This window comes from Candidatus Deianiraea vastatrix, from assembly GCF_007993655.1.
Taxonomy (GTDB): Bacteria; Pseudomonadota; Alphaproteobacteria; order Rickettsiales; family Deianiraeaceae; genus Deianiraea; species Deianiraea vastatrix.
The window spans coordinates 1158768-1173133 of record NZ_CP029077.1; the positions used below are offsets into that span (position 1 = coordinate 1158768).

Genomic DNA, 14366 nt, shown 5'->3' on the forward strand with positions numbered 1-14366 from the left:
TGTGATCTGGCGATTGTTTTTGTTTTACATTACATTACAAGAAAAGCCTCTTCTGTTATTTTGTTGTCGAGCAACTTCTTTTCTTGCCTTTTCTGCTTTATTTTTCATTTTATCAACTATTTTATAAGATACATTATATGCTTTTTTTCGCGCATTATCAATTGTATTACTTTTATTATTGCCAATTTCACAGCATCCAGCGCCTTTATCTAATCGCTTTGAAAGAGCATCTTGATATGCAGTTTTGATAGTATTGAGATCATATAGATTTTGTTCTTGATAGACTTTTGCCAATGCATTCATTTGATCTTCTTTTGTGATAGCAATATTTGCCATTAAAGGTGTTTGTGGTTTTCCATTTTGATTATTGTCAATAGAGTTAAATTCAGCACTTCTTTGTGTCATTAATGAATAGCCTAAAGCGGTCCATGTATTACCTATGTGTTCCATTGTTATCTTGAGATTTTGAAACATAGCACAGGTAAAACAGTGTAAAAAGGCGTAATCTAGAGTACCTTTAAGTACATATTTACCAAGAAATAACAACAATCCATCCTTATCATAATCTGGGTCAACGAGATCATTTGCCATTTTTAATACAGGTAGAAATATTCCAGTACAAACCACGGTTGCTAAGATTCTGCACAAAGTTACAGCAAAAATAATATTTCTCTCATTTTTCGTTATTTCAAATCTACTATTATCTTCTTGAATGAACAACAATTTATTGTTAATATGCATATTTTCAATTATTTTATACATCACATTCTGTAATACAACCGGTTTTAATTTATCTGTATCAATTACCTGAGCTAATTCATTAAACAGTTTTACAAATAATGTTTTAATGCGATTAAAGTTATCATTAGCTGGCATGTTTGTTATAATTGCAATATCTTCTGGCTTTTTATTCTTGTCAAATAATGATGCTATCAATGATTTATCTTCCTGCTGCATTTCATTATATATTGTGTTAATTTGATTTAAAGTATTTGAATTTGCAAGAATCTTATTTATTTTCTTAGTTAAGTCATTCATGTCCTGATCACTAATATGTGATAACATTGTAATGAACTCATTTTGAAAAATATTATTTATCACACCTCCTTGATTATATAGAGCATGTTGTGGAATAAGAATAGCATTTTCATCGTCTGATTTTTGCAATGGTATTTCAATTTCATCTTGTAGTTTGTTCATAAAAAAATTAAATTTGACTATTATAGCATATTTTTAGTATAATGTCAAGAGAAAGTAGCTTTTACATGCTTTTTTTAAGAAGAAATTTTAGAGTGTAATATATATAGAGTTAGTTCTTAATCACATCAAAAAAGCAAGATGGATTATTATATTGTTTTTGGAATTTATTATAGATTTCTTGTGCCTTTTGGAAGTGATACTGTAAGGCCATCTAACTTGTCTGTAACTATTATTTGGCATGCAAGACGAGAGGTTTTAGTGAGGCCAAATGCAAGATCTAGCATATCTTCTTCATCTTCTTTTGCAGGCTCCAATTTGTCAAACCATTCTTGAGCAACTATTACATGGCATGTTGAACATGCAAGAGATCCTTCACATGCGCCTTCAATATCAATATTGTTATTATGAGCAACTTCAAGCAGAGATAATCCAGAGCTTGCATTAATTTCAGTTTTGGAGTCGTCTTTGTTAATAAAGATAATTTTTGGCATATTTGTAACAAGAGTTATAGTATTGTGAGAGTATTTTTTTTGTTTGCAAGTTTTTTTTAAAGTAAATTATTTAATGATGTAAAAACATCTTGACAAATATATTTGATATTTCTTTTTGTAGATAGAATATACATTAATTGACATGTCTGTAAATAAGGCAGTAAAAAATTTTATAATAAGACAGGTTTGGCGCATATTGAGCTATATATTGCTATTATTGTTATTATTAATTCGTTTTTCATGTAGAATTAAAATGATTTACGATGTAATAGGTGTAAATGAGGATGTAGGCGAAAATGGCAGGGTATTTTATTTTCTATGGCATAAGTCAGGCACTGCAACTATTGCATTTACAAAGATTTTTCAAAAAAACTACGATATGTATGTTACGTTATCTAACAATAAGAGCACTTTATTAATGAGATTTGCATTTCGTGCACTTGGGTGTTTTATTATTGATGGCTCAAGGCATAAGGGATATCTTGGCTCTGTTAAGGAGATTTTAAATATTATGTCATGTAAGAAAAATGTTGCAATTTGCGTAACACCTGATGGGCCTAGAGGTCCTGATATGCAGATTCAAGATGCAACATTATTTAAAATAGCAAAAAGGTATGGGGTGCAGATAAGATTTTTATGTCCATTATCTGAGAATATTTTTGAATTTAACACTTGGGAGAAGATATATCTTTTAAAGCCGTTTTCGCGTGGATTTTTACTAAATCAAGTTGTGATTACAAAAGATGAGCTTGAGAAATTTTCCCCAGATGAATTAAGGCAGTTATGTGAAGAAAGGATGTTTGAGGCATTTTCCAGACTAAGAAAGATGTGTAATTTACCTAATGTTGTGCAGGGCGCAGTAAAGAAAAGTAGATATCAAAAAGAAAGAGATTAGGTAACTTATTTGCATAAAAAAATGTTGATTTATATTTTTTAGTCACATAAGTCTATTGTAAATAGATATTTTTGTGTCATTTTTTACCAAAGAAGAAAAAGCGATTTTAAATCAACAGCAAAGATCATGGCAGCTATCGCTTGGTGGTGATGCAAGAAGCGTTAATCAAAGAGAATTACAGAGGGTAAAACAAAAGCTTGCAAGGTATAAGGAGATTGGTGTACAAAAATTAACCAAGACGCATATTGGAAAGATTGTTGGGGCAAGAAGCCTTGGAGTTATTAATCGAAACAGGAGTGATTATCGAGAATGTGTGCTTGTAACAAGGTTTTTCCAGCAAATATTACGAAATATTTCCGTACTTGCTATTCCCAGATTGCATGGCGTGAGATTGACATTGGCTGAAAGAAAGCTATTAATGAGAATAATGCTGCAAAAAAGGTACCATATAGAAAATTTAAAGCGAATGCACGATAGGATACAAGATCATGCTTTTAGAATCCGTACTATTGATAAAACCAAGGATATTGAGGTAAGAAAATTGGAAAAGACTTTATCACTAGAAAAGGATTGTCAGGCAATGGTTCGCATTAAAAATGATGATAGCAAAAGTGAATATAAAAAACATAATGAAGATATTGATGTTTATGAGTCTTTTTATCAAGATAAATATAGTGAAGAGTATGTCAATGATCAAATAACACGATGGAAAGCAGTATTTAAGGCAAAAAAAGATATGTTTAATATTTGACTTTAAGGAAATATTTGATATAGTGATTTGCTTTGTTTATTTTATTTATGAAAAGTAAAGATATTCTTGATGTCGATGATTCAGTGGGAAGAAGTATAAAGATTGGTAGAAGCAGTCTTGATATTGCAAAACATTTAAAGAAACAACGCAAAGTTAATCAAGTTAAGATAGATAGGAAAAATTCTCCAAGAAGTGCATCTCTTAAATCTTTATCAAAGGAATTTAAAAATTTAGCATTGGAAGATCAAGGTTGCAATTCTGGTAGTCATATAATTGATGATTTTAACAACTTAAATTTGCAGAGCAATAAAACTTACAACGTTCAGCAAAATCCAGAACAATATAATTTTCAATATCAAAAAAGTAGTCCAAAAAAAGATATAGAAGTAGGGCAATGCTCTTTAAGGACGCAAAATTTTAATTCAAATAGTAATAATTATATCGGAAAATAACTTGCATTTTATTTTTTCCTGCATCAAAATTGTCAAATTTTATTGACTAACAAGCGGAAAAATAGGATTAAAAGTAAGTGTTTTACTGAAGTTTTTGTTTTTATTATGCCTTTTGAAGAAATCAAAAAAGAAGCAAGTTCATGGTTTTATGAGTTACGCTATCAGATTATATCGATGATCGAAAAAATTGAATTGGAATTTGCGAAAAATTACAGCGATTATACTGGAAGTGAAAAATTTGAAATAAAGCCGTGGGAAAGAAATGGCGGTGGAGGCGGAGAAATTGGTCTTTTGCGTGGAAGAATAATGGAAAAAATGGGTGTTAATGTCTCAACTGTGTTTGGAGATCTCGCCGAGCAACTTGCAAAAGAGTTACCCGGAACGGAAAATGGGCGAAATTTCTGGGCAAGTGGAGTTTCACTTGTTGCGCACCCAAGAAATCCTTTTGTGCCGCCGATTCACATGAATACAAGATGTATTCAAACAGCTGGGAAAATTTGGTTTGGCGGTGGAATTGATTTAAATCCGATTTTTGAAGACGAGCAAGAGACAAAATATTTTCATGCAAAATTAAAGGAAGTTTGCGATAAGCACAATAGCGGATATTACGAGAAATTTTCAAAATGGTGCGATGAATATTTTTGGATAAAGCACAGAAATGAGGCGCGCGGCATTGGCGGTATATTTTTTGATTATCACTTGGAAAATGATAGTCCTGAAAAGACTTTTCCGTTTGTGCGTGATGTTGGTGCGCTTTTTGTTGAAATTTACGACCACATTGTGCGCAAGAAGGTTGCTAAATCGTGGACGAAAGACGATGTTGAAAAGCAATTATTTAAGCGCGGCCGCTATGCGGAATTTAATCTCATTTACGATCGTGGCATTAAATTTGGCTTAATGACTGGAGGAAATGCGGATGGAATGATGATGTCACTGCCGCCAATTTGCAAGTGGGATTGAGTCTTACCTTCTATCCTACAAAGAGCTTCTGTTTAAAAAAGTTTAGTATGAAGATTGAAAAGTGAAATATTACTCGGCTTTGATTTTCTAGTAAGGGATGGAAATATAGAGATAATCATAGGTTTTGTGATATAAAACACTGAACTAAATCAATGTAAAGAATATATATATTGTCGTATCTTGAACAAAACTGTTGGACAAATAATTTTTGAGAAAATACAGAAATAATGGTTTCAAGGTGGAAAATCGCACTATACAGATTTAACTTTACCACTTTTGCACTTTAAAAATCAGATAAATTCTAGGCTGAAAATCTAAAAAGTTATGACTAGGCTTGATTTTTTTTATGCTTCTTGTAGGTTAAAAATCAATTACAAGGTCGCGGGCTGAAAGCATTGCGCCTTTTTCCTTGTGGATTTTACGAATTACAGTGTCAAATTCTGCGCGGATTATTTTTGCGTGTTATCAAAGTCAATTACAAGGTCGCCAACTGATAGCATTGCGCCTTTTTCCTTGTGGATTTTACGAATCGTGGTGTCAAATTCTGCGCGGATTACATTTTCCATTTTCATGGCTTCAATTACGCAAAGCTCTTGACCGGCAAGCACTTTATCGCCCTCGTTGATGCAAAGTTTAACAAGCATTCCGGTAATGGGTGACTCAAAATTATCGGGCTTTTTATTTGTGTCAATAATTGGCATGTGCTTTGTGTATTCACCGATATGACGGGGGAAAAATTGAACAAGAGACTGGCTTCCTTGGTAATTTATTTTAGCGCTTCCTTCAAAAAGATGCAGGATTTTAATGTATTTATCCTCGCCTTTTATAGTCACTTTAAGAATTGTGTCGCCGTATTTATAATTTGAAGAAAAATCAAGCTCTATGTTGTTTATATACATTGCAATATCGCCATTTTCCTTTTCGCTATAGCGAATTTTATGCTGCTCGTCGCCGATTTTGATATATAAAACTCTGTCATCTGGGTCACGAGTTAGCGCAAATTGCCCTGAGGTTTTCCATCTTTTTGCTTCATTTGTGATATAAAGCTTGATAATTGCAGCAATAATCGATATTTTTCCGTCATCGCTGAGCTCTATACCTTTAAAGCCATCTGGATAATTTTCCTTAATAAACCAAGTTGAAATTTTGCCGTCTTTAAAGTCTTTATTGCGTATTATGTCTTCAACAAGGTTGATATTTGTTGAAATTCCCGCAAGCTCGAATTGCCCTAGTGTTTTTTTCATTGACTCAATTGCCTCGGCTCTTGTGCTGCCGTGGGTTATGACTTTTGCTATCATGGAGTCGTAATATGGCGAAATTTCCGAGCCTTCAAGCACGCCACTATCAATTCTGAATTTCACATTATGAATTTCGCGTGGTTCTTTATAGTGCGAAATGCGCCCAATTGACGGCATGAAGCCTTTTGATGGGTCTTCGGCGCAGATTCTTGCCTCCATAGACCAGCCATTAATCTTGATTTCATCCTGCGTAAATGGCAATTTTTCACCTTCTGCAATTTTAATCATAAGCTGCACAAGGTCTTTTCCTGTGACATATTCTGTTACCGGATGCTCAACCTGCAGGCGAGTATTCATTTCAAGGAAGTAGAAATTTTCCTTTCCGTCCATTACAAATTCTATTGTTCCAGCTGAGAAATATCCGCATTCTTTCGCAAGTTTTACTGATTGTTCATACATTTGGCTACGGGTTTTTTCTGAAATTGAAGGGCTTGGAGATTCTTCAATAACCTTTTGATTAAAGCGCTGAATTGAGCATTCACGCTCACCAAGACACACGACATTGCCGTGTTTATCGGCAATTAACTGTATTTCTATGTGATGCGGTCTTTCGATGTATTTTTCAATAAACAATCTGTCGTCACCAAAAGCGTTTTTTGCCTCATTTTTTGCTGATTCAACGCTTGCCCAAAGGTCTTTAATGTCATAGACTATTTTCATTCCCTTTCCACCACCGCCAGCTGAAGCCTTAATAATGACTGGAAATCCTATTTCTGATGCTATTTTTTCCGCATGATCTTTACCGTCGATTATGCCTAAAAACCCCGGAACAACATTTACCCCAGCTTTTTTTGCCGTTTCTTTTGAAGTGATTTTATCCCCCATCATTTCCATAGATTTTGCCGATGGGCCAACGAAAATTATGCCTTCTTTAGCACATCTTTCGACAAATTCGCTTTTTTCTGACAAAAATCCATATCCAGGGTGCACGGCGTTAGCACCTGACATTTTGCAAGCTTTGATTACTTTTTCAATATCAAGATAGCTTTCACGAGAGGTAATTCCGCCAATTGGTATGGCAACATCTGCTTTTTGAACAAATTTTGCCTGAGCATCAACATCTGAGTAAATTGCAACAGTTTTAATGCCCATTTTTTTTGCAGTTTCAATAACACGAACGGCAATTTCGCCTCTATTTGCTATTAAAATAGTATGAATTTTACTGTTATTTGACATAAAAAATCATCTGATTTAGAAGAATTGTTAATACAAATAATTAAAAAGCAAGTAAATTAATTTGAGTAGAAAACATCGTTGCTATGCAGGATATCAACGCCTGACTCGGATGAAAATCTTTTATCGATAAGCTTTTCAGCGTCTTCTTGTTCCTTTGTCAAATTCGGGTCAACTTTGCTTGGTAAATTCATTTCTTTAACAGAAAGCTTAATGCGTCTTTTGTCGTCTGTGCCTAGGTATTTTGCCTGAACAACTTGCCCAACTTCAAGATAATCTGTTATTTCATTGACACGAACAGATGCAATTTCGCTTATGTGTATCATTCCCTGTTTATTTCCTGGGAGTTTTACCATTGCGCCAAAAGCTTTTAACTCAACAATTGTGCCTTCGTATGTCTTTCCAAATTCAAGATTTGTTGTTGCAAGAACGATATTTTCCTTTGCAGCATTGCCTTTTTCAAGGCTTTCTGCGTAAATTGTGACAAGTCCATTTTCTGATATGTCAATTTTGCATTTGTATTCTTCGCAAAGTTGCTTAATATTTGAGCCGCCTTTACCTATAACATCTCCGATAGAATTTGAGGAAATTGAGAAAGTTATTACCTGAGGAGCGTGTGCACTAATTTCAGTTTTTGGCTTTGCAATTATTGCATCCATTTTTTCAATCAAGAATAATCTAGCTTTTTTCGCATCTTCTAGTGCTTTTGTAAGGATTTCCTGGCTTATTCCATCGATTTTAATGTCCATTTGAAGGGCAGTTATTCCATCTACTGTTCCTGCGACTTTAAAATCCATATCACCAAGATGGTCTTCATCACCCATTATATCAGTTAAAACCTCGAATTTATCGCCTTCTTTAATCAGTCCCATTGCAATTCCGGCAACTTGTTTTTTAATCGCAATTCCAGCATCCATAAGGGAAAGTGACGCACCGCAAACGCTTGCCATAGAAGATGAGCCGTTGCACGCCAAGATTTCCGATACAACTCTTATTGTATATTGGCAATTTTCAAGGTCTAACATTGGATAAATTGCTTTCCAAGCAAGCTTTCCGTGCCCGATTTCACGCCTTCCCGGACCCCTTAGTCCTGCAATTTCTCCAACTGAGAATGGAGGGAAATTATAGTGCAACATGAATTGATCTTTTTGAACTCCGTCGATGGAATCGAACATTTGAGCATCAATTGGCGCGCCAAGAGTTGCTACAACCATGGCTTGAGTTTCACCTCTGCAAAATAATGCCGAACCGTGGGAACGCGGAAGTAATCCAGTTTCTATATAAATTGGTCTTATTTCTTGTGGATTTCGCCCATCAATTCTGGTCTTTTTTTCTATAATGTTTGCACGAACAATGGATGCCTCAACGCATGAGATTGCAGTTTCAAGCTCGATTGCCATGAATTTACCTTCTTCAACATCTTTTGCGAAAATTTCCTTGATTTTATCACGCATTTGGTTAAGCGCTTTATATCTATCTTTTTTCTCGCGAATTGTATAGTTTTGAATAATTTGGTCTTTAAACTGTGATAAAATCTTAGCTTTTGCATCTTTTATAGCATCACTTTCAACCTTTGCTTCAAATAAAGGATTGCCACATTCTTTTGCAAGCTCATCTATAGCATTTATCGCAGGAATGCATGATTTTTGCGCAAGGTCTAGGGCTTTAAGCATTTGCTCTTCGTTAATTTCGTGCGCTTGAGATTCAACCATTAATATTGAGCTTTTTGTCGCCGCAACTGTTAAATCAAGCTTATTTTCTTTAGAAATTAACTGTTCTTGGCTTGGATTTACCACGAATTCGCCGTTAATAAAGCCGATTTTCGCGCCCGCAACAGTGTGTAAAAGTGGAAGTCCTGCAAGCTTTAATGCCGCTGATGCACCGATTAATGCAACCATATCAGGGTCGTTTTCTTTGTCGTATGAAATTAAAGTACAAATTACCTGAACTTCGTTGTAAAAATTCTCAGGAAACATCGGGCGAATTGGTCTATCAATAAGCCTTGAAGTGAGGGTTTCTTTATCACTTGCTTTACCTTCTCTTTTTAAGTATCCACCAGGGATTTTTCCAAAAGCGTAAAATTTTTCAATATAGGTTACGGATAGTGGGAAAAAAGAAGCTTCGGGATTAGCATCTTTTGCAAAAACAACCGTGCAAAGCACTTGTGTATCGCCGCATCCGCAAAGGACAGCACTGTCAGCTTGTTTTGCGAGTTTTCCAGTTTCTAAATAGTACTTTTTATTACCAATTTCAAACTCTTTTCTTGTAGTTTTAAACATTTTTTCATCATAATTCAAATAACTGTATAACCAATTATATTAATTGCAAACATTATTTTGAAAATATTTTTTGCAAGGATGTTTATGAATGAGACTACATTTTCATTGGCATTACGACGAAACGAAGATTTTCATTTCCTTCTGGAAGGATTAAAATCGGAGATTCCGGCGATGAAATTTTAAAAATACAGCTTTTTGTCCCGACATTTGACATTACATCAAGTATATATTTATAGTTATATTTTGCAACTGCTTGCTCTTTTGAAGTATAGGTTGCGCTTACAAATTCTGATGCTTGACAAGAGTCAACTTTACTTGAGATTTCAATGCCATTTTCAGAGATTGTAAAGATTACACCTTTATTTTCTTGACCCATATTTGCAATTGAAACAAGCTCAACAGCTTTGGCAAGAACGGCGCATTCAAGGGTTAACAATTTGTCGTTTGATTGTGGAATAACTCTTTTATAATCTGGGAAAGTTCCATCTATAAGCTTGCTAATAAACACAACATTTCCAGCCTTTACACTTACTTTGTTTGTTGAAAAATCAAGCTCTACATCTGATGAATTTGAGCAAATTTTAACGATTTCGCTTATAGCTCTTTTTGGTATTATTGAATTTGGCAAGTCGTTTGCGATGGAAACCTCGGTTGATGCAACAGAAAGCCTGTGTCCATCGGTTGAAACGAAGTTTAATTTTCCAGCTTCGGTATGTAACATTAGACCGTTTAGATTATATCTTACCTCGTCATTTGATATTGAAAATTGAGTTTTTTTAATGCATTCAAGCAATTTATCTGACTTTATTTTTATATTGTGTTCAAAATTTGTTGCCGGCATTGAAGGAAAATCTTCAACAGGAACAATTGATAAATTGAAATTAAACTTTCCAGAGCTGATTTTTAGAATATTAGGATTTGCATCATCTATTGTAAATGTTATTTCCGCGCTTGCTGGAAGATGTTTAACAATTTCTATAATTGAGTATATTGGCGCAAGAAATGAAAAATCTCCTGATGATTTAATTTCTACAGAATCTGATGACTGCATATCAAGATTTGTAGTTGTGAACTTTGCAATATTGGATTTAATTTCGACCTTTACACAAGACAAAATATCCAAGAAATCTTTTTTATCTGTTGATCCGATAACATGATTTAAGCATTTAATAGCTTGTGACTGTAAAATAGAAAAGTTCATATAAGTTAAGATAAATCAATTAATAGATATATGTTATAATAAAAAAATATTTGTCAACAAAAAAATATATTGACTTATATTTTAATTTGTTTTGCGTTTATGTAACTTATATGAAAAAAATGATTGATGTTGTTATTTTTGCACTAATTGCTGTGTTTGTTGTTTTAAAGTTACGCAAGATTTTGGGTAATGAGTATAGTGATTCCAGTGGTAAGAATGTTGTTAAAGACGTTTCTGGTGTTGATGTTTCGCAATATGAAAAGCCTTCAAAAATTAAAGGTGTTATATCTAGCGTTAAAGGAAATGAGAAAAAAGCACAGCAGCAAGAGATAATAACTAATGCAAGGCAAAGTATTGACGCTATTTCTGGCGATTTATCTGAAGATATAAAGCAAAAATTAGTAGATATGCATGTAAAGATTAACGGTTTTAGCTATCAGGGTTTTATTAATGGCGTACATGCGACATTTGAAAGAGTGATAGAGGGTTATTCAAATGCAGATTTAGAGGCAATAATTTCTCTTTGCAATAAGGCGGTAACTGAGAGATTTATAGAAATTTTAAACTCAAATGAGAAGGCTGAAATTAGAGAAAAAGTTTATGTTGTAAAAACGAAGAAAATTGAGATTCTTGATATAGATATTGTTGATAATTTATATGAGGTGAAGATTAAAATTAATTCGGAGCAAATTCAATATAGTGAAAATATGACTAGTGGCAATATTGCAAGCGGAAGCAAGACAGTAAAGCATAATGTAAGCGAAATATGGGTTTTTAAACAAGATATTACAATACAAAATTTTTCAAATTGGATAGTTTCCTCTATACAGATATTGTCGTAGTAACTAGCCAAGAATAGCTATTTTTTCTTTTATGTTCTATCTTTTTACAAGATTTACCATTGTGCTTACTTTGCTATTTACCTCAGGATGTGCAATGCAATTTGGCAGATACGATGGAAGAAAAAAATATAAAAGTGTAAAATATGATTCGGTTGCTGATATTTTTCAAAGAGGTAAAAAAGTAGAATATGTCGACTTCAAAGACTGGAAAAATGAGTATTTAAATGATATAAAATTTGATATTTTCCTAGATTCAAATGGCTCAAGAATTGGTATATTAAATAATAATGCTAAAGACAAAGGAAAATTTACCAATGTTTTGCAATATAAAACTAGGGTAAAAGATTTGAATTTAACGATGTTTAATCTTGAGTCTAAAATTGATGAGTTTTGGTCTGACAATGTTGATGTAAATGAAATTTTTGTATCACTACAAAAGAGAGTTATACAGGATGTTGTTGATATTAAAGGTGATGAAATTATTGAAAATGCAGAAATTCAGTCAGATTCAAAGGATTTTATTGATTACATTAATGAAAGAGATGGTAAAATATCTGAAAAAACCATAGGTTCAAATAATTCTGTGAGGCTTGTGATAAAAAAGTTTAAGACATTAGATGGAATTGAAAATGATGAGAATATATCCGATGCTATCATTAGTTTTTCAAAAAGTTGCGATAGCTTTCTTGCAAGACCTGATAAGCCTGTTGAGACGAGAAATATATATCTTGGACTTGCCAAAGATTGGCATGAGGTATGTAATGAATTAAAGAAATTTGTAAATAAAACCTTAAATAAAGATGACGCGCTAAAGTATTTTATATCTAATTTCACGCCTATTCAAGTTTATCAAAGAAAATCTGGTGGATACGATCCGCATGGCTCTTTTACTGGATATTACGAGCTTGATCTTGCTGGAGATGCTACAAAAAGTGGAAAATATAAATTCCCGATTTATGCTATGCCGCCTGAGTGTGCAAGTAAGCAATGCCCTACAAGATCTGAGATTAATGAAGGCAAGCTATCTGGTAGAGGTCTTGAGCTATATTGGGCGAAAAATCCTTTAGATATATTTTTATTGCAAATTCAAGGTTCGGGTATTGTTGCACTTGAAGATGGAACATTTGGAAGAGTTGGCTTTGCAGGCACTAATAAGCAAAGGGGTAAGAATATTTTTACATACATGAAGAATAAGTGCATTCCAAAGTGTAATCCGAATTTAAATGAAATAATAGCATGGTTTGAGGAAAATCCTGAGGAGGGCAATGATGTACTTGCGCATACCGATTCATATGTATTTTTCAGAAAATTGAGCAATAATGGTGATGGTGCGATTGGCGCGCAAGGTGTATCACTCACGCCGTCTAGAAGTGTTGCAGTTGATAATGGTATTATACCATATGGAGCGCCGCTTTGGATGCAGACTTATATTGCTGTGAAAAATATGAATGAAAATTATATTAGAATGAGCAGAATGGTTATTGCGCAGGATACGGGGGAGGCCATAAGAGGGGCTGTGCGTGCTGATATATTCTGGGGTCATGGAACAAAAGCTAGATATCTTGCGGAAAAGCAGAAATTCCCAGGTGTATATTTTATGATGATTCCAAATAATGTTTTACATAAGGTTAGAGTAAAGTAGATATGCTGTTTAGGCCAATACATTTTTTTGTTATATATTTAATATCATTTATTAATTTTGGCCTACTATTAATGCCATTTTGTGCGATATTCTATTTTGTTTTACACTATTTTTTAGATATTGCAAGTGCAGAAATTACAAGAGTAATGGGAGATTTTTTTTTAATATGTATATTTTTAATATCGTTATATTGTTTTTTATATTTAATATTTGACTATTTATTTGGAATAACGACAAAGAGTTTAAGAAAGGGTGGTAAAAATATTGCCGGATTATCGCATTATGAGGAAATTTATAATGAATTTTTAGAGATTAAATTGCATTTTGAAATAAAGAATGTTTCGCTTTTTATTTCAAGGGATGATGAAATTAATGCTTTTGCAGTTGGGTGTTTTAGGGAAAATTTTATTATTATTACACAGGGCATGATAGATGCAATTGGTGAAAGAACTTCTACTAAGGAGCATTTTACAAAGGCAATTGCTGGGATTATTGCACATGAGATGTCTCATATTACGCATAGAGATTTTCTTCCCGGTTTATTGCTATACTATACAAAGGGGGCAAATTTATTTTTAGCAAAGATCCTGCATTTAATTATATCTTTTGCAATTTTATTAATTAGCATGATACCTATTATTGGTTTTTTTGCGAAAATAATTATAAAATTTATATATAAGTGTATTGATGGCATGTTTAATAAGATAATATTTAATAAAATTGTTGTGCCGATTGATTTTTTAGTAAGAATGTTGTTTTCAAGACATATTGAGCATAGAGCAGATGGCGATTCGGCAAGATGCCTTGGTGGCATTGGTATTGCTATTGCATTAAATGCTATTTCGCCAATGAAAAGGTTTTCATGGCAAAGTATATTATCTTCCCACCCTAGTACGAAATCAAGAATAAAGTTTGTATCAAAAATTAACCAAACTGACAAAGTTATTAAAAGTGGAATTATTGAGTATATATCGAATATTTTTTGCATTTGTGTATTATTATTTTCCACTGTGATTTTATACAATATTAGTAATGCATCAAAATTACCGCATTATATATGCAGTTTTTATGAGTTATCGTATGTAAAGGTTTTTGAAATAAAGGATTCTATTGAGCAAAAAATTGAAACTGGAAAGAAAATATATGCGCTTTATAAAAAGGTTGAAAAGATTTTTGGATAGC

Annotated in this window: 12 protein-coding genes; 7 read left to right on the top strand and 5 right to left on the bottom strand. The window is 33.2% G+C overall.

Annotated features, from left to right (window positions below):
* Positions 1–24 precede the first annotated feature (24 nt).
* Positions 25–1200, bottom strand: a complete 1176-nt coding sequence (locus deia_RS05550; protein WP_146821392.1) for a hypothetical protein — start codon at positions 1198–1200, stop codon at positions 25–27.
* A gap of 167 nt (positions 1201–1367) precedes the next feature.
* Entirely contained in the window at positions 1368–1691 is a 324-nt protein-coding gene (locus deia_RS05555) for a ferredoxin family 2Fe-2S iron-sulfur cluster binding protein (RefSeq protein WP_146821394.1), read from the bottom strand.
* A gap of 253 nt (positions 1692–1944) precedes the next feature.
* Here deia_RS05555 and deia_RS05560 point away from each other — a divergent pair, with 253 nt between their 5' ends.
* The 4 genes from deia_RS05560 (at position 1945) to hemF (ending at position 4749) form a co-directional block, all read left to right on the top strand.
* A complete protein-coding gene (locus deia_RS05560; RefSeq protein WP_161982888.1) occupies positions 1945–2586 on the top strand; it encodes a DUF374 domain-containing protein in 642 nt (213 codons plus the stop codon).
* A gap of 73 nt (positions 2587–2659) precedes the next feature.
* The gene (locus tag deia_RS05565; protein WP_146821397.1) at positions 2660–3337 is read left to right on the top strand and encodes a hypothetical protein; all 678 of its coding nucleotides are present in this window, start codon (positions 2660–2662) and stop codon (positions 3335–3337) included.
* Positions 3338–3384: 47 nt separating this feature from the next.
* Entirely contained in the window at positions 3385–3789 is a 405-nt protein-coding gene (locus deia_RS05570) for a hypothetical protein (protein ID WP_146821399.1), read from the top strand.
* A 105-nt stretch (positions 3790–3894) separates the two neighbouring features.
* Complete coding sequence (gene hemF, locus deia_RS05575; protein ID WP_146821401.1) at positions 3895–4749, top strand: oxygen-dependent coproporphyrinogen oxidase; 855 nt, start codon at positions 3895–3897, stop codon at positions 4747–4749.
* A 449-nt stretch (positions 4750–5198) separates the two neighbouring features.
* Here hemF and deia_RS05580 read toward each other — a convergent pair whose 3' ends face one another.
* From deia_RS05580 to dnaN, 3 genes are all read right to left on the bottom strand, one after another.
* Positions 5199–7223, bottom strand: coding sequence for an acetyl-CoA carboxylase biotin carboxylase subunit (locus tag deia_RS05580; protein ID WP_146821403.1), 2025 nt, complete (start codon positions 7221–7223; stop codon positions 5199–5201).
* Positions 7224–7279: 56 nt separating this feature from the next.
* Positions 7280–9499 carry a polyribonucleotide nucleotidyltransferase gene (gene pnp, locus deia_RS05585; protein ID WP_146821405.1) on the bottom strand — a complete coding sequence of 740 codons (2220 nt, stop codon included), beginning with the start codon at positions 9497–9499 and terminating at the stop codon, positions 7280–7282.
* A 94-nt stretch (positions 9500–9593) separates the two neighbouring features.
* On the bottom strand, positions 9594–10700 hold the full coding sequence (dnaN, locus tag deia_RS05590; RefSeq protein WP_146821407.1) for a DNA polymerase III subunit beta: 1107 nt from the start codon (positions 10698–10700) through the stop codon (positions 9594–9596).
* 110 nt (positions 10701–10810) lie between these two features.
* On the opposite strand from dnaN, the gene deia_RS05595 reads away from it, so the two are divergent.
* From deia_RS05595 to deia_RS05605, 3 genes are all read left to right on the top strand, one after another.
* A complete protein-coding gene (locus deia_RS05595; RefSeq protein WP_146821410.1) occupies positions 10811–11542 on the top strand; it encodes a Tim44/TimA family putative adaptor protein in 732 nt (243 codons plus the stop codon).
* Between the two features lie 31 nt (positions 11543–11573).
* On the top strand, positions 11574–13184 hold the full coding sequence (locus deia_RS05600) for an MltA domain-containing protein (RefSeq protein ID WP_146821412.1): 1611 nt from the start codon (positions 11574–11576) through the stop codon (positions 13182–13184).
* A 71-nt stretch (positions 13185–13255) separates the two neighbouring features.
* Positions 13256–14365, top strand: coding sequence for a M48 family metallopeptidase (locus tag deia_RS05605; protein WP_222912626.1), 1110 nt, complete (start codon positions 13256–13258; stop codon positions 14363–14365).
* The last annotated feature ends 1 nt before the right edge of the window (position 14366 follow it).

What these genes read in the sequence shown, in the direction of transcription:
- deia_RS05550 (WP_146821392.1), bottom strand. Translation starts at nt 1,200, where the DNA reads ATGAACAAACTACAAGATGAAATTGAAATACCATTGCAAAAATCAGAC.
- deia_RS05555 (WP_146821394.1), bottom strand. Translation starts at nt 1,691, where the DNA reads ATGCCAAAAATTATCTTTATTAACAAAGACGACTCCAAAACTGAAATT.
- deia_RS05560 (WP_161982888.1), top strand. Translation starts at nt 1,945, where the DNA reads ATGATTTACGATGTAATAGGTGTAAATGAGGATGTAGGCGAAAATGGC.
- deia_RS05570 (WP_146821399.1), top strand. Translation starts at nt 3,385, where the DNA reads ATGAAAAGTAAAGATATTCTTGATGTCGATGATTCAGTGGGAAGAAGT.
- hemF (WP_146821401.1), top strand. Translation starts at nt 3,895, where the DNA reads ATGCCTTTTGAAGAAATCAAAAAAGAAGCAAGTTCATGGTTTTATGAG.
- deia_RS05580 (WP_146821403.1), bottom strand. Translation starts at nt 7,223, where the DNA reads ATGTCAAATAACAGTAAAATTCATACTATTTTAATAGCAAATAGAGGC.
- pnp (WP_146821405.1), bottom strand. Translation starts at nt 9,499, where the DNA reads ATGTTTAAAACTACAAGAAAAGAGTTTGAAATTGGTAATAAAAAGTAC.
- dnaN (WP_146821407.1), bottom strand. Translation starts at nt 10,700, where the DNA reads ATGAACTTTTCTATTTTACAGTCACAAGCTATTAAATGCTTAAATCAT.
- deia_RS05595 (WP_146821410.1), top strand. Translation starts at nt 10,811, where the DNA reads ATGAAAAAAATGATTGATGTTGTTATTTTTGCACTAATTGCTGTGTTT.
- deia_RS05600 (WP_146821412.1), top strand. Translation starts at nt 11,574, where the DNA reads ATGTTCTATCTTTTTACAAGATTTACCATTGTGCTTACTTTGCTATTT.
- deia_RS05605 (WP_222912626.1), top strand. Translation starts at nt 13,256, where the DNA reads ATGCCATTTTGTGCGATATTCTATTTTGTTTTACACTATTTTTTAGAT.